General features: G+C 65.3%; 15 protein-coding genes. 5 read left to right on the top strand and 10 right to left on the bottom strand.

Annotated features, from left to right (window positions below):
• Window positions 1-4 precede the first annotated feature (4 nt).
• Window positions 5-1276 (top strand): TCR/Tet family MFS transporter, encoded by a 1272-nt coding sequence (locus ACCD07_RS16145; RefSeq protein ID WP_413447923.1) that lies wholly within the window; start codon window positions 5-7, stop codon window positions 1274-1276.
• The gene (locus ACCD07_RS16140; protein ID WP_413447922.1) at window positions 1273-2112 is read left to right on the top strand and encodes a substrate-binding periplasmic protein; all 840 of its coding nucleotides are present in this window, start codon (window positions 1273-1275) and stop codon (window positions 2110-2112) included. Before ACCD07_RS16145 ends, ACCD07_RS16140 begins: the two co-directional genes overlap by 4 nt.
• Window positions 2113-2121: 9 nt before the next feature.
• On the opposite strand, the gene ACCD07_RS16135 is transcribed toward ACCD07_RS16140, so the two are convergent.
• Window positions 2122-4029 carry a CocE/NonD family hydrolase gene (locus tag ACCD07_RS16135; RefSeq protein WP_413447921.1) on the bottom strand — a complete coding sequence of 636 codons (1908 nt, stop codon included), beginning with the start codon at window positions 4027-4029 and terminating at the stop codon, window positions 2122-2124.
• 54 nt (window positions 4030-4083) lie between these two features.
• Complete coding sequence (locus tag ACCD07_RS16130; protein ID WP_176650176.1) at window positions 4084-4323, bottom strand: hypothetical protein; 240 nt, start codon at window positions 4321-4323, stop codon at window positions 4084-4086.
• A 204-nt stretch (window positions 4324-4527) separates the two neighbouring features.
• Between ACCD07_RS16130 and trpS the strand changes: the two genes are divergently transcribed.
• Genes trpS through ACCD07_RS16115 form a run of 3 tightly spaced genes read left to right on the top strand, consistent with a single transcriptional unit; the run spans window position 4528 to window position 6859 of the window.
• On the top strand, window positions 4528-5580 hold the full coding sequence (gene trpS, locus ACCD07_RS16125) for a tryptophan--tRNA ligase (protein WP_176650175.1): 1053 nt from the start codon (window positions 4528-4530) through the stop codon (window positions 5578-5580).
• A 5-nt stretch (window positions 5581-5585) separates the two neighbouring features.
• Window positions 5586-5888 carry a DUF1294 domain-containing protein gene (locus ACCD07_RS16120; RefSeq protein WP_413447920.1) on the top strand — a complete coding sequence of 101 codons (303 nt, stop codon included), beginning with the start codon at window positions 5586-5588 and terminating at the stop codon, window positions 5886-5888.
• Between the two features lie 11 nt (window positions 5889-5899).
• A complete protein-coding gene (locus ACCD07_RS16115; protein WP_413447919.1) occupies window positions 5900-6859 on the top strand; it encodes a DMT family transporter in 960 nt (319 codons plus the stop codon).
• Here ACCD07_RS16115 and ACCD07_RS16110 read toward each other — a convergent pair.
• From ACCD07_RS16110 to ACCD07_RS16075, 8 genes are all read right to left on the bottom strand, one after another.
• Window positions 6856-7485, bottom strand: coding sequence for an FMN-binding negative transcriptional regulator (locus ACCD07_RS16110; RefSeq protein WP_413447918.1), 630 nt, complete (start codon window positions 7483-7485; stop codon window positions 6856-6858). The two genes, ACCD07_RS16115 and ACCD07_RS16110, sit on opposite strands and share 4 nt — an antisense overlap.
• Window positions 7486-7492: 7 nt before the next feature.
• Complete coding sequence (locus tag ACCD07_RS16105; RefSeq protein WP_176650171.1) at window positions 7493-8107, bottom strand: LON peptidase substrate-binding domain-containing protein; 615 nt, start codon at window positions 8105-8107, stop codon at window positions 7493-7495.
• Between the two features lie 65 nt (window positions 8108-8172).
• Entirely contained in the window at window positions 8173-9318 is a 1146-nt protein-coding gene (locus tag ACCD07_RS16100) for an amidohydrolase family protein (protein WP_413447917.1), read from the bottom strand.
• A gap of 221 nt (window positions 9319-9539) precedes the next feature.
• Window positions 9540-9830, bottom strand: a complete 291-nt coding sequence (locus ACCD07_RS16095; RefSeq protein WP_176650170.1) for an H-NS family nucleoid-associated regulatory protein — start codon at window positions 9828-9830, stop codon at window positions 9540-9542.
• 179 nt (window positions 9831-10009) lie between these two features.
• Window positions 10010-11173: a PepSY-associated TM helix domain-containing protein gene (locus ACCD07_RS16090; protein WP_413447916.1), complete on the bottom strand. Its 1164-nt coding sequence runs from the start codon at window positions 11171-11173 to the stop codon at window positions 10010-10012.
• A 6-nt stretch (window positions 11174-11179) separates the two neighbouring features.
• Entirely contained in the window at window positions 11180-12094 is a 915-nt protein-coding gene (locus ACCD07_RS16085; protein WP_176650168.1) for a LysR family transcriptional regulator, read from the bottom strand.
• On the bottom strand, window positions 12091-14454 hold the full coding sequence (locus ACCD07_RS16080; RefSeq protein ID WP_353404840.1) for a GAF domain-containing protein: 2364 nt from the start codon (window positions 14452-14454) through the stop codon (window positions 12091-12093). Before ACCD07_RS16080 ends, ACCD07_RS16085 begins: the two co-directional genes overlap by 4 nt.
• Window positions 14451-14855, bottom strand: a complete 405-nt coding sequence (locus ACCD07_RS16075) for a hypothetical protein (RefSeq protein ID WP_413447915.1) — start codon at window positions 14853-14855, stop codon at window positions 14451-14453. Before ACCD07_RS16075 ends, ACCD07_RS16080 begins: the two co-directional genes overlap by 4 nt.
• Window positions 14856-14927 lie beyond the last annotated feature (72 nt).

Genomic DNA, 14927 nt, shown 5'->3' with positions numbered 1-14927 from the left:
CCTCATGACCACACCAGATTCCGCTGCTCCGGCCGCGCCGGAGGCCACCACCGCCGCCGCCGCTCCCGGCAACCTCAATTTCATCCTGATCTGCGTTTTCATCGATATGCTCGGCATCGGCCTGATCGTGCCGGTGCTGCCGGTGCTGGTCGGCGAATTCACCGGCTCGCGCGACAACCAGGCCTACTGGTTCGGCATCATGAGCGCCGTGTTCGGCCTGATGCAGTTCATCTTCATGCCGATGCTGGGGGCGATCAGCGACCGCATCGGCCGCCGCCCGGTGCTGCTGTATTCGATGGCCGGCATGTGCATCAACTTCCTGTCGACCGCGTGGGCGCCCAACCTGGCCTGCCTGTTCATCGGCCGCGTGGTCGGCGGCATGTCGTCGGCCAGCATGTCGGTGGCGTCGGCCTACGCGTCCGACATCTCGACGCCGGACAACCGCGCCAAGAGCTTCGGCAAGGTCGGCGCGGCCTTCGGCCTGGGCTTCATCTGCGGCCCGATGCTGGGCGGCCTGCTGGGCAGCGTCAACCTGCACCTGCCGTTCTACGTGGCGGGCGCGCTGTCGGCGGCCAATTTCATCTACGGCTATTTCGTGGTGCCGGAATCGCTGCCGCAATCGCGCCGCTCGCCGTTCAGCCTGGGCAAGATCAATCCGCTGGCCGCGCTGTTCCGGCTGGCGCGCCGCACCGACATCCGCGGCCTGGTGGTCACCTTCGCGCTGGTCACCTGCGCGCAGATGATGCTGCAAACCACCTGGGTGCTGTACACCACCTTCCGCTTCGAATGGACGCCGGGCCAGAACGGCGCCGCGCTGTTCTGCGTCGGCCTGACGGCGGCCGTGGTGCAGGCCGGCCTGCTTGGCTTGCTGATCAAGCGCTTCGGCGAAGTGCGCCTGTCGCTGCTGGGGCTGTGCTCCGGCGGCCTGACCTATCTGTTCTACGGCCTGGCCACGCACGGCTGGATGATGTACGTGCTGATCCTGTGTAACGTGCTGTCGTTCGCGGTCGGCCCGGCGCTGCAGGGCATCATCTCCAAGGCGACGCCGCCCAACGAACAGGGCGAGTTGATGGGATCGCTGCAATCGATCAGCAGCCTGGGCGTGATCTTCATGCCGCTGATCGGCACCGCCATCCTCGGCAAGGTCAGCCACCTGCCGGCCGGCGACTGGCGCATCGGCAGCACTTTCTTCGTCTGCGCGGCGATGCAGGCGCTGGCGATCCTGGTGGCGCGGCGCTACTTCGGCGCCCATCACATGCGGGCGTCCAAGCCATGAACGGCCGTGGTAGCGAATTGGCGGCGGCGATCGCGCTGACGCTGGCCGCCTGCGTCCTGCCGCGCGCCGCCAGCGCCGGCGGCCACCACTGCACGCGCGAGATCGCGGTGCCGGTGTCGGCCAGCGGCGCCAGCGTCATCACCGACGGGCCGCAAGTCGGCGGCATCTACCCGGACCTGCTGCGTGCCCTGAGCGCAAAAAACGGCTGCTCCTTCAGCTTCAGCGTGGTGCCGCGCGCGCGCCAGGTGGCGATGTACAAGGCGGGCCAGGCCGATATCCTGGTGCCCGCCTCGCGCACGGCATCGCGCGACCAATACGGCACCTTTATTCCGATGATCAACCACCGCGCGATGCTGATCTCGATGGCCGGCAACCGCGCGCCCATCACCAGCGCGCAGAACCTGCTGGAGCGGCGCGAGTTGCGGGTGGCGGTGGTGCGCGGTTTCGACTACGGCGAGGCCTACTCTGCGCTGATGGCCGAACTGACGCGGCAAAACCGGCTGTTCGTCGAAGTCGACGTGGTGGCGGTGGCGCGCCTGCTGAACGCCGGCTCGGCCGACGTCACCATCATGGGGCCGACGCTGATGGCCGCCGCGATCCGCCGCGATCCGCGCGTCCACGGCATGCAGGAGAAACTGCGCTTCGAGGCGATCCCCGAACTGCCCTGGAGCGCGAGCGGCGCCTACGTGTCGCACGCGCTCAAGCCGGAGGACCAGCAAACGCTGACCGAAATGCTGGAGAAGGTCGGCAAGTCCAACCAGGTGATGGAAGGCTATCTGCGTTACTTCCGCGCGGACATGCTCAGCGACAGCGTGCGTCCGCGCCCAGCGAACTGACCAAACGGTTTATTTCGTTTCCACCACCGGCAGTTCCAGCGCGCTGCTCTCCGCTCCGGCGTGGTACACGCGCAGCGTGGCCTTCTGGTAGTCCGACGGCTTGGCGTAGAAGATGTTCTGCACGTAGGTCTGCGGATTGCGGTCGTACAGCGGGAACCAGCTGGACTGGATCTGCACCATCACCCGGTGGCCGGGCAGGAATACGTGATTGGCGTTCGGCAGCGCGAAACGGTACTTCTCGACCGCGTTCGGCGTGATTGGCGCCGGATGCTCGAAGCTGTTGCGGTAGCGGCCACGGAAGATGTCCATCGCGATGCCCAGCTGGTAGCCGCCCAGTTCCGGCTGCGACGGCACCTCGTCCGGATAGACGTCGATCAGCTTGACCACCCAGTCGGTGTCGGTGCCGGTGGTCGAGGCATACAGGTTGACCATCGCCGCGCCGGCTATCTGCAGCCTGGCCTTCAGCGGCTCGGTCACGTAACTGAGCACGTCGGTGCGGTCCGACACGCCGCGCTGGTCGCTGACCAGCCACGGGCGCCAGACATTGGCGTCGTTCATATGGATGGGACGCGGCACGAACGGCACCGGCTTGGCCGGGTCGGACACGTATTCGTCGTAGGCGGCGCCGGCCTTGGGCGCCTCGAAGTCCAATTTGAAATCAGGCTTCAGGTAGATCGGCTTGAGCGGCGCCGGGCAGCCTTCGGCGCAGGCCAGCGGCCAGCGCTGCAGGCGCTGCCAGCGATTGACGCCGGTCTGGTAGAACAGCACGGGCGGCGTATCGGCCACCGGCGCGCCGTCCTTCAGGTATTGATCGAGGAAAGGCTGCATCACGTCGCGGCGGAATTCCAGCGCGGTGTCGCCGGTGAACTTGAACACGCCCAGGCCGGAGCCTTCGGCATTGACGCCGCTGTGGCGCCACGGGCCGACCACCAGGAAGTTCTTGTTGTTGGCGGTGTCCTGCGGTTCGACGGCGGCGTAGGTGGCGTAGGCGCCGTAGATGTCTTCCTGGTCCCAGTAGCCGACCACGGTCATGGTCGGCACCTTCAGCTGGCGCTTGGCGAGGATCTTGTCCAGCGCCTGGTGCTGCCAGTAGCTGTCGTAGGCCGGGTGCTCGAATATCTTGCGCGTGAAGTTCAGCTGGTCGAGGCCGAACTGCCTGGCGTAGTCGGCGGTGGAACCGCCGCGCAGCACGCCGTCGTAGTCGTCGTAGACGCCGGTCGACATCGGCTTGCCGCTGCCCTTGGCCGTGGTCTGGCCGGAGATATATGACAGGTTGGGCAGGCGGAAGGCGCCGTTGTGGAACCAGTCGTCGCCGCGCCAGCCGTCGACCATGGGGCTCATCGGCACCGCGACCTTCAGCGCCGGGTGCGGATCGACCAGCGCCATCAGCACGGTGAAGCCGTCGTAGGACGAACCGATCATGCCGACCTTGCCGTTGCTCTCGGGCGTGTTCTTGACCAGCCAGTCGATGGTATCCCAGGCGTCTGTGGAGTGGTCGGTGCGGGTGTCGTTGAGCGGCCCCTTGAGGGGACGGGTCATCACGTAGTCGCCTTCGGAGCCGTATTTTCCGCGCACGTCCTGGATGACGCGGATGTAGCCCGCCTCCGCCATCACGTCGTCGCCCTGGCCGACGGTGGCCAGCATGCTCGGGCTGTTGTTGCGCGTGACGCGGCCGCTGGCGTTGTAGGGTGTGCGGCTCAGGACCATGGGGGCGTGCTGGGCGCCCTTGGGGATGACGAGGACGGTGTGCAGCTTGACGCCGTCGCGCATCGGTATCATGACTTCGCGCTTGATGTAGTCGGCGTTGGGGATCTGGGGCTCGAACTTGGCGGGGATGTCGGGCGCCATCGGAGGCGTTTGCGCCGAGGCGGCGGTGGCTATCAATGTGGCCAACAAGGCAACTGCAGGTACGCGCATAACCGCTCCAGAAAGGGATCACCCAGAAAGGAGCATACTAACCGAATGTTGGGTTTAATGCATGAGCTTGAAAAGGACAGCCGTGACGCCGGTCTGCACGAGCATCACACCGACCACCCACTGTATCAATTCTGACTTGAGTTGCGCCAGGCGCATGTCGAGATAGTTTTTTGTCACCAGATGGCTTTCGATGAGCTGGAACATCGCCGACGCCAGCGCCTTGGCCTGTTTCTCGGGCATGCCGCCTTCAATCAGCGTATCCATAAACGTCACCGCGTCGAAAATATCGCTCATTTTAGCCCTCGTTTGCTTAGACCGCCGAATCACCAATCTAGTTCCGAAACCGCCGCGCCGCCTTGCGGGCGCTCAGCACCTTGACAGACCGTCCCTGAACTGCAACCATACGTTTTTTGCTGCTTTTGCACCACCTACGCCGCCCTCGTCTGGTGGCGTTTTTATATTCGTCGCGCCGGACCGGGGCAACGTAAAGGAACCCTGATGAGCATGACCGAACAGTCCGAAGTAATCTCCACCGCCCCCGCCTCGCCGAAGGGACCGACCGTCATCCTGACCGGCGACCGCCCCACCGGCCCGCTGCACCTTGGCCACTTCGTCGGCAGCCTGCGCAACCGCGTCGCCTACCAGCACGAATACAAGCAGTTCATCATGCTGGCCGATGCCCAGGCGCTGACCGACAATATGGACGATACCGACAAGGTGCGCCGCAACGTGGTCGAAGTGGCGCTGGACTACCTGGCCGTCGGCATCGACCCGGCCAAGTCGACCATCCTGATCCAGTCGCAGATCCCGGAGCTGGCGGAGCTGACCTTCTATTACCTGAACCTGGTCACCGTGGCCCGCCTCGAACGCAATCCGACCGTCAAGACCGAGATCGCGCTGCGCGGCTTCGAGCGCGACATCCCGGCGGGCTTCCTGACCTACCCTGCCTCGCAGGCGGCCGACATCTCGGCGTTCAAGGCGTCCATCGTGCCGGTCGGCGACGACCAGATCCCGATGATCGAGCAGACCAACGAAATCGTGCGCCGCTTCAACCGCATCGCCAACAAGGAAGTGCTGGTCGAGTGCAAGGCGCTGGTGCCGGAAATCGGCCGCCTGCCAGGCACCGACGGCAAGGCCAAGATGAGCAAATCGCTGGGCAACACGATCAACCTGGGCGCCACCGCGGCCGAAATCACCGCCGCCGTCAAAAAGGTGTATACCGATCCGCTGCACCTGCGCGTGGAAGACCCGGGCCATCTGGAAGGCAACGTCGCCTTCATCTACCTGGACGCCTTCGATCCTGAACAAGACAAGCTGGCGGAAATGAAGGCGCATTACGTGCGCGGCGGCCTGGGCGACTCCATCGTCAAGAAGCGCCTGGAACTGGTGCTGCAGGAGATGCTGGCGCCGATCCGCGCGCGCCGCGAGGAACTGGCGCAGGACAAGGGCTACATCATGCAGATGCTGAAAGAAGGCACGATGCACGCGCGCGAAGTGGCGGCGCGGACGGCCGACGAAGTCAAGGCCGCCCTCGGCCTGAGCTACTTCTGAACCCGGTGACGCCGGACGCCCTGCCGCAGCTGGCGCTGTGGCTTGCGGCGGTCTATGGCGTCGCCAGCATCATCTGCTTTATCGCCTACGCGGTCGACAAGTCGGCCGCCATCCACAAGCGCCAGCGCACGCCCGAGCGCACCTTGCTGCTGCTTGGCCTGGCCTGCGGCTGGCCCGGCGGCTGGCTGGCGCAACGGTGGCTGCGGCACAAGACCGTCAAGCCGTCGTTCCGGATCGCCTACTGGGCCAGCGTGGTGGTGAACATCGCCGCCGTCGCCGGCCTGCTGTGGCTACGCACTCTCGACTAAGGATTTCCATCATGTGGCATGGCGTGTTATGCGGTTTGCTGGCGGGCGCTATGTGGGGCATGGTGTTCATCGTGCCCGAGCTGCTGACGGCGTTCACGCCGCTGGAGATGGCCTGCGGCCGCTACATCGCCTACGGCCTGATCGCCGGCGGCCTGATGGCGCCGCGCCTGCCCGCGCTGCTGCGCCGCCTCGACCGCGGCGACGTGATCGCGATGATCAAGCATGCGCTGGCCGGGAACATCGTCTACTACATGCTGCTCGCACTGGGCGTGAAGTTTGCCGGCGTGGCGGCGACCTCGCTGATCATCGGCGTGCTGCCGATCTCCGTCACGCTGATGGGCCAGAAGGACCACGGCTCGGTGCCGCTCAAGCAGCTGACGCTGCCGCTGCTGCTGGTGGCGGCGGGCATCGCCTGCATCAACCTCGACGTGTTCACCCACGACACCGGCAACGCCGCGCCGCTGTTCGACAAGATCGTCGGCGTGCTGTGCGCCATCGGCGCGCTGCTGTGCTGGACCTGGTATTCGGTCGACAACGCGCGTTACCTGAAGCGCAATCCCCATTTCAGCAGCGGCGAGTGGTCGGCCTTGTACGGCGTGTCGAGCGGCTTGATCGCGCTGGCCATCGCGCTGGCCGCGCTGGCGCTGTTCCATGCCGACGTGACCGGCGCCGGCGCCGTGGCCAGCGGGCGTGACTGGACGCTGTTCTGGATCGTCAACGCGCTGCTGGCACTGGGCGCATCGGTGATCGGCAATCACCTGTGGAACGTCGCCAGCCGCAAGGTGCCGCTGACCTTGTCCGGCCAGCTGATCCTGTTCGAGACGCTGTTCGCGCTGTTGTACGGCTTTATCTACAAGCAGCAGCTGCCGCGCGGGCTGGAGGTGGCGGCCATGGTGCTGCTGGCCGCCGGCGTGATGTGGTCATTGCGCGTGCATGCGCTGGACGAAAACAGCGAGCCCCACGCCGGCTAGTCCGGCTTGATGCGCTCGGCCACCAATGCGGCCATGGCCCCGTCCTTCAAGCCTTCGACAACGCCGCGCTGGTCTTCCGCGCCGCGGTTCTGGCTGACCTTCCATTTGCCCACCAGGCTGTCGATCGGGATTTCGATGCCGACGATGCCCTTCATGGTCGCGGCCAGGAAGTCGGCCGGCGCGTCGGCCGGCGCCCAGGGCTGCGGCATGCGGCCTTCCTGCGAGGCGGTCAGGTCGTCCAGCTGGCGGCGCAGCCACAGCGGATCGTCGACAGTGCGGCCCACGCCGCGCGCCTGCACCATCGCGTAGTTCCAGGTCGGGACCACTTTGTGCGTGGTGCGCTTGGTTTCGTACCAGGTCGGGCTGATGTAGGCCTCCGGCCCCTGGAACACGACCAGGCATTGCGGGGAAGCTTCCAGCTTGCGCCACAAGGGATTGGCGCGGGCCACGTGGGCGCGCAACAAGCCCAGGCCATTCGGTCCTTCATCGGCGTACAGCATGAACGGAATCAGGTCGGCGGTGACGCCGTCGGCGCCGGCCAGGATCAAGGTGGCCAGCGGCCGGGTGCGCATCAGGCCATGGCGGACTTCAAGGCGGTCTTCGGCAAAGGCGGCGGGCAAGTACATGCGCGGTTCAATCCAGCAGGCCGTTTTCGCTCAGCACGTCCTGGATCAGCTCCAGCCGCAGCACGGGATTCTCCTGCAGCAGCAGGCGCTGTTTCTCTTCCAGGTCCAGCCGCAGCAGCTCGCACCAGCGGTTCGCCACCCAGCCGGCTTCGTCCAGCCGGTACGGCGGCGCCAGCGGCATGTTGGCGGTGGAGATCTGCTTCTTCTGCAGCGACCGTATCAGCGCGCCCAGCGCGTTGGCGACATCCTGCTGCTCGCTCGGCACGGGCACCACCATGTCCTCGGCCACCTCGTCGACTTCCGCCATCCACAGGCCGTGCTTGAGCTGCTCGGCCGATTTGATCTGGAAGCGCGTGGTGCCGACGCAGGAGATTTGCAGCAGGCCGGGTAGCGGCGCGGTCCAGTCCAGGATGCGCGCCATGGTGCCGGCGCCCGACAGGGTTTCCTGCTTGTCCGGCACGCGGGTTTCGCTGCCTTCGAGCAGCGGCACCACGCCGAATTCCTCGCCGCGCGCGATGCAGCGCTTGATCAGGTCGAGGTAGCGTACTTCGAACACTTGCAATGGCAAATGCCCGTCCGGGAACAGGATGGTATTGAGCGGAAAGAGCGGAATCGATGACATTCCGCTATCATCGCATGAAATTGCCGAGATCGGATTAGACGGCGGCCACTATCCTTGCCGCAAACCTAGGGACGGCGATAAATCACGCCTGCTTTCATCACAAAAGCAACGCTGCGCAGCGCCGCGATATCCTGCGTGGGATCGCCCTGCACCGCCACCACGTCGGCCAGGTAGCCGTCGCGGATCTGGCCCAGCGATGCGGCCTTGTCGAGCACGGCCGCGTTGACCACGGTGGCGGCCTTCAGCGCCTCCACCGGCGTCATGCCCAGCCTGACCATCCACTCCAGCTCGCGCTCGTTGCTTCCATGCGCAAACACGCCGACGTCGCTGCCGTTACCGATCGTCACGCCCAGCTTGCGCGCCAGCTGGAAGGCGCGCGCCGCAGCCTGCATGGACGGCGTCGGCGGACCGCCGCGCTGGTACTTCTGGAAGTATTCGCTGGTCGCTTCCGGCGCCGTCAGCGTCGGGAAATACGCGACGTGGCGCTCGGCCATCAGGCGGAAGGTGGCCTCGCTGCCACCGTAGCCATGCTCGATGCTGTCGACCCCGGCCAAGGTGGCGCGGCGCATGCCCTCGTCAGTGCTCGCATGCGCTGAAACCTTGCGGCCCGATTCGTGGGCGGCGGCCACCAGCGCATTCAATTCGGCCTGCGAGAAGGTCGCGTGGGCGCTGCCGTCGGCACCGCTGCGGTAGTCGGCGTAGACCTTGATCCAGTCGGCGCCGCGGGCGCCCTGCTCGCGCACCGCGCGGGTCACCTCGTCGACGCCGCTGGCCTCCTGCGCTCCTTTCGGCAAATCGACATCGGCGCGGTAGCCGCGCGGCGACGGGCCGTAGCTGCCGGTGGCGACGATGGCGCGCGTGGCGATGAATAAACGCGGACCGGGAATAATGCCGTCTTCAATCGCCTTTTTAATCGCGACATCCGCATACAGCGCGCCTTCCGTGCCCAAATCGCGCAGCGTGGTAAATCCGGCCTGTAATGTGGCGGCCGCATGGCGCCCGGCCAGCAAGGTCCGGTATTCCACCGATTCCTTTAACACCTGGTCGTCCCACGAGGTCTCGTTATACGGATGCAGCAGCACGTGGGAGTGCAAATCCATTAATCCGGGGATCAGCGTGGTGCCCGGCAGGCCGATACGCTCGGCGCCGGCCGGGATATTCATTTTATCGGCGGGCCCGACCGCCGCGATCTTGCCGCCCGCGATAAGCACGGCCCAATTCGCATGCGGCTGGCCGTCGCCGGTCCATACGCGGTCCGGACTTAATAATATGTCAGCAGCGCGCGCGGCAGGCGCAAACGCGGAGAATACGGAGACGAAAGCGGAGAATAAGACTGCGGCGCGGCTACTCATCATGGATGGCGTCCGAAAAAAGAAAAGCCGGGGCCGGGTTTAATCGATATAAACCCTGGCGCCCCGGCTTTGCGGAGAAATTACTTAATCAGATACTGCGCTTTGTCCTTGCCTTCCAGCCATTTTGGCGCGCGGCCACGGCCGGTCCAGGTCTGGCCGGTGGCATCGTCACGGTACTTGGTCGGCACCGGCGCACGGGTCTTAACGGGCTTGACCTTGGCCACGCCGCCCAGGTCCGCCACGGTCAGGCCGTATTCACGCATGATGGCGGTAACCTTTTCCTTGGCCTGTGCGATTTCATTTTTTCGCGCGCTCTCGGCCAGATTTTCCAGCTCGGCGATCTTGGCTTTGTATTCCTGGTAAGTCGTCATCTTATTTCCTTCGTATCGGCGGGTTAGATTAAATAAAAACCACTTGTGACAATGTGTGAGAATTTATATCCGCAATTTACCATAACTTTACGAAAATTCTCCAGAGATAGTCGTGATAAATACCAATATAGCTAGAAAAATGAATATTTTCCACAACTGTCGTTCAATCGGAACGCAGTTCAGGCGGTTTTACGACGGCGCCGCATTATCCAGGTCGATAGTCCGGTAATAAAGAATAAGGCCGGCAGCAAACCGGCGCCAACCATTACCGCGCGGCCGGTCGCGGCGCCGAATTGGCCCGAATGCAGCGGGAATAAGGCGGCCAGGAAGCGGTCGCCGGCCGGGCCGGCCAAAGGATTAACTGTTTCAATTACCGCGCCGCTGCGGATATCAATCAGCAGGCGCAGCGTGCCGGTGCGCTGCCAGTCGTCGGCGCGGCGCAAACGCACCTGGTACAGGCCGCGGTCGGGCAAGCGATTCAGCGCCAGCAGGATCGCGCCATCGCTCAGGTGCTGCTCGGCGATGGCCTTGGCGTCGTTCCACGAAATGCCGGCTTCGCCTTTGGCCAGCGCCGGCAAGGCGATGGCGCGGTGCTCGGCGCTGACCGGCGCCACCTGGCCGACCAGCGCGCGCGCCAGTTCCGGCAGGCCGTTGTAGAAACCGGTCACCGCCGTCACCAGCATCAGCACGATCGCCAGCAGCCCGGCCGAGCGGTGCAGGTCGAAATTGGCGCGGTAGGCGTTCTGGCGCCAGCGTACGTTCAGCGCCCGCTTCCAGCCCTGGGCCGGCGTCGGCCATGCCAGCAGCAGGCCGGCCGCCAGCAGCGCGACCCAGGCCAGCGCCAGCCAGCCGAGCGCGGCGCGGCCGGGCTTGCCCTGCAGCAGATTGGCGTGCCAGCGCTGCAGGCTGGGCATCAGGCGCGGCGCATCGAGGCCGAACTCCTCGCGGCTGCGGCTGCCCAGCACGGCGCCGCTGCAGGAATCGAGCATCGCCTCGGCATCGCCGACGCCGGGCGCCTTGAAATACAGGCCGTAGCTGGCGCCGGGGTGGGATGGCAGGTAGACCGAGCCGACCTTGGCTTGGGGCCATTGCCGCTGCAGGCTGGCGACCGCGCCGGCCACATCCAGCGGCGCCGCGCATGGCACGCGGTTGTGGAACAGCTGCGGATTGAGGCGCTCGTCGAGTTCATGGTTGAACACCAGCAGGCTGCCGCTCAGGCCGGCCAGCACCAGCAGCAATCCCAGGGTCAGGCCCAGCCAGCGGTGCAACCATTGCACGGTCGGGCGGATGACACGGCGCAGGCTGCGGCGTGGGCGATGAGTGAAGGTGCGCGTAATTCTCACCGCAGATCAACCGCAGAGCGCCTGCGGCTGCGGGCCTTCGTGCACCACCTTGCGGATCAGGTTGGCCAGGCGGCAGGTCGCCGGGCCGGCCACCTCGGGATTGGCCACCACCAGCGACAGCGACAGTTTGCGGCGCTGGCCGACCCGCAGCGGCAGCGGCTTCAGCAAGCCCTGCTCCAGCTGGCTGCGGATCTTGTGCTCGGCCAGCCAGCCGAAACCGATGCCGTTGCAGATCATTTCCATCCGCGTGTGCGGACTGGTGACGCTCCAGCGCTGGTTGCTGTTGAGCCAGCCGTGGTCGCGCGGATTCAGGGTGCCGGAGTCGCGCACGACGATGTGCAGGTTGCGGCTCAGGTCGTCCACCTCCAGCTCGCGTCCCAGCGCATGCAGCGGGTGGCAAGGATGGGCCACGGCGATGAATTCGATATCCATCAGCGCATCGCCGAGGAAGCCCGATGGAATGCGGCTAGCGATGGCGATGTCGACGCGCTTTTCAATCAGCGCGTCCTCGGAGCCGGACAGCACCGTCTCCTCCAGGTTGACGCGCGTATGCTTGGCCCACGGCTCGAACTCGCGCAGCACCTGCACCAGCAGCTCGACCGGGAACAGGCTGTCGACGGCGATGCTGACCTGGGGCTCCCAGCCCTCGGCCAAGCTGCCGGCCAGTTGCTCCAATTGGAAGGCGTCGCCCAGCAGCTCACGCGCCTTGTTCAGCAAGGCTTCGCCGTTCCTGGTCAGGCGCGCGCGGCGGCCATCGATTTCCAGCAGCTCGACGCCCAGCTGCTCCTGCAGCTTGGCCACCATGTAGCTGACCGACGACTGGCTGCGGTGCAGCGCCTCGGCAGCCTGCGCGTAGCCGCCGCATTCCACGATCGCCTGCAACACCTGCCACTGCTCCAGCGTACTGCGCGGTATCTTCACTTGGATTCCATGACGAAGGTGCCGTCCCAGTCGTCCGGCGGCGGGTTGTCGGCCATGTGGGCGCAACGGTCGATGTAGAGAATGGCGACCTGGTCGTTCGGATTCAACGCCAGCACCTCCTCGAACAGCTTGCTGGCGGCCGCCCAGTTGCGCCTGCGGTAACTCTGCAGGCCGTTGCGGAACAGGCCCATGGCGTCGATCAGCTGCGGATAGCTTTCCTCGCTGTGGTAATCCATCACTTCGTAGATCGACACGGGCTGCGTCTTGCCCTTGACCACCACGATGTCCACCTCGCGCATGCGGTAGGTGCCGCGCAGCGCGCGGTAGGTGAATTCGCTGATCAGGATGTGCGCGCCGTACTGCTTGCAGGCCGATTCCAGCCGCGCCGCCAGGTTCACACCGTCGCCGATGATGGTGTAGTCCATGCGCTTCTTGGAGCCGATATTGCCGGACACCACCTGGTCGGAATTCAGGCCGATGCCGATTTCCACCGGCAGCTTGCCCTCGCGCACGCGGACCTGGTTCCAGGCGCGCAGCTCGGTCATCATCGCGATGGCGCTGCGCACGGCGCGGTCGGCGTCGTCGTCGTGGCCGACCGGGATGCCGAAGGCGGCCATGATGGCGTCGCCGATGAACTTGTCGAGCATGCCCTCTTCGCGCTGGATGCAATCGACCATCATCGTGAAGTATTCGTTCAGCAGGGTCACCGTGCCCTGCGCGCCGAGCTGCTCGGTGATGGTGGTGAAGCTGCGGATGTCCGAGAACAGCACCGTGGCCAGCACGTTTTTACCGCCCAGCATTTCGGCGCCATTGGCCACCATCTGGTCGGCGATGCCGGGATCCATGTAGCGCGACATGGTCGAGCGCAGCCGCTTCTCGCTGGAGATGTCCTCGATCATCAGCATCCAGCCGATGCGTTTCTTCTCCATCGACAGCAGCGGCTGCACGCTGAAGTTGACCGACAGCGTCTCGCCCTCGACCGCCAGTTCGGCGTCCATCAGGTGCTCGGCCGACTGGTTTTCCTCGACATGGTGCAGCTTGTCCATCACCCAGGTGTTGGCCGCGCCAAAGAAATCTGCGGCGCTCTTGCCGACGATGCTGCCGCTGTCGGTGCGCAGGATGCGCAGGCCGGCGGCGTTGCAGGTGACGATTTTTTCCTGGCTGTCCAGCGTGATCACGCCGTTCGACATCGACTCCAGCATCGCTTCGTTGTAGTTCTTGATCTGCTGGACGTCGGCAAACAGCTTGGCGTTTTCCAGCGCGATCGAGATTTGCGCGGTGAACGCGCGCAGCCGCGATTCGTCTTCATGGGTGAACGGCCCGCCGCGCTTGTTGAGCACCTGCGTCACGCCGATGATCTTGCCGGCCTTGTTGACGATCGGCACGCATAGGATGGAGCGCGTGAAATAGCCGGTGCGCTTGTCGAACGCCGGGTTGAAGCGCAGGTCGGCGTAGGCGTACGGGATGTTGATGGTCTTGCCGGAGGTGAAGACGGCGCCGGCGATACCGGCCGTGTTCGGCAGGCGGATCTGCAGCGACTCCAGGCCCTGCCCCACCTCGGACCACAGCTCGCCGGTTTTCTCGTCGTTCAGGAACAGGGTCGAGCGCTCGGCGTTGAGCAGGCGCGTGGCCTCGCCCATCACCTTTTGCAGCAGCGAGCCGAGCTTGATGTCGGCCGTGACCTCGGACACCACGTCGATGAACTCCATCTCCTGGCGCCGGATCTTCTTCATGCTCTCCAGGAAGCGCGCGCTTTGCAGCGCCAGCGTGCCCTGGGTGGTCAGCGCCTCCAGCAACTGCAGGTCGGCGCGGGTGAACTTGCCGCGCCGCTTGTTCAGCGTTTGCGACACGCCGATGATCTCGCCCTTGAAAGTCTTGATCGGCACGCACAGGATGTTGCGGGTGACGAAGCCGGTCTGCTCGTCGATCGAGCGGTTGAAGCGGGCGTCGGCGTAGGCGTCGGCGATCATCACCGCTTCGCCCGTGGTGAACACGTGGCCGGCGATACCGGTATGGTTGAGGAAGCGGATTTCGCGCTGGATATTGCCCTGGGCGACGCGCGAGAACAGCTCGCCGGTTTCGGCGTCGTTGAGGAACAAGGTGCCGCGTTCGGCGTCCAGCTCTTCGGTGGTGACTTCGACCAGCGCGGTCAGGATTTCGTCCAGCGTGTCGTAGGCGGCCATGCGGCGCGACACTTCAAGCAGCAGCTCGACCTGGCGCAGGCGCTTGCGTTGCGCGCCGGCGACGGCCTGGGCCGAGGCGGCGTCGCTGCCGTTGGCGGCGGTCTTGGCCGCCGCGCGGATGGCGACCGGCTTCGCCGCTTTTTCGCCCACGCTGCGGATGGTCGGCTTGGCGCTCATACGCGAGCCTCCAGCTCGTCGCGCAGCGCGCGTATGGTCTCGTGCAACTGGGCGATCTCGGCGTGATGGGCGGTATGGGCCTGCTGCAGCGCGTCGATTTTTTCCTGCGTCAGTTTTTCCAGGCTGGTGCGCAAGGCGGAAACGGTGTCGCGCAACTGGGCGATCTCGCCCTGGGCGGCGGCGGTGGCGGCCTTGACCGCCAGTTCGCGCTCGGCCTGCGCCTGCTCCAGCGTGGTCCGCAACGAGGTCACGGTGGCCTTGACCTGCTGCGATTCGCTGTGCGCCGACGACAGCGCGTCCTGCACTTCGCGCTGGCGTTCCTGGTGCGCCGCCTCCAGTTCGGAGCGCAGCACGACCACGGTGCGCTGCAAATCGCGCACCTCGGCCAGCGCCAGACGCAAACTGTCGTCGTCGACCTGGATGATCTCGGTAACTTTAGGCTTTTTCAGGATAGTCCCACGGCAAATAAGTTC

The sequence above is a fragment of the Duganella sp. Dugasp56 genome (assembly GCF_047304105.1).
Taxonomy (GTDB): domain Bacteria; phylum Pseudomonadota; class Gammaproteobacteria; order Burkholderiales; family Burkholderiaceae_D; genus Rugamonas; species Rugamonas hordei.
The sequence above is the reverse complement of the archived record's forward strand: the minus strand, read 5'-3'. Positions and strand labels throughout refer to the sequence as shown.

Bases quoted from the DNA above. Each gene is read 5' to 3' on its own strand.
- ACCD07_RS16145 (WP_413447923.1), top strand. From the start codon at position 5: ATGACCACACCAGATTCCGCTGCTCCGGCCGCGCCGGAGGCCACCACC.
- ACCD07_RS16140 (WP_413447922.1), top strand. From the start codon at position 1,273: ATGAACGGCCGTGGTAGCGAATTGGCGGCGGCGATCGCGCTGACGCTG.
- ACCD07_RS16135 (WP_413447921.1), bottom strand. From the start codon at position 4,029: ATGCGCGTACCTGCAGTTGCCTTGTTGGCCACATTGATAGCCACCGCC.
- ACCD07_RS16130 (WP_176650176.1), bottom strand. From the start codon at position 4,323: ATGAGCGATATTTTCGACGCGGTGACGTTTATGGATACGCTGATTGAA.
- trpS (WP_176650175.1), top strand. From the start codon at position 4,528: ATGAGCATGACCGAACAGTCCGAAGTAATCTCCACCGCCCCCGCCTCG.
- ACCD07_RS16115 (WP_413447919.1), top strand. From the start codon at position 5,900: ATGTGGCATGGCGTGTTATGCGGTTTGCTGGCGGGCGCTATGTGGGGC.
- ACCD07_RS16110 (WP_413447918.1), bottom strand. From the start codon at position 7,485: ATGTACTTGCCCGCCGCCTTTGCCGAAGACCGCCTTGAAGTCCGCCAT.
- ACCD07_RS16105 (WP_176650171.1), bottom strand. From the start codon at position 8,107: ATGTCATCGATTCCGCTCTTTCCGCTCAATACCATCCTGTTCCCGGAC.
- ACCD07_RS16095 (WP_176650170.1), bottom strand. From the start codon at position 9,830: ATGACGACTTACCAGGAATACAAAGCCAAGATCGCCGAGCTGGAAAAT.
- ACCD07_RS16080 (WP_353404840.1), bottom strand. From the start codon at position 14,454: ATGAGCGCCAAGCCGACCATCCGCAGCGTGGGCGAAAAAGCGGCGAAG.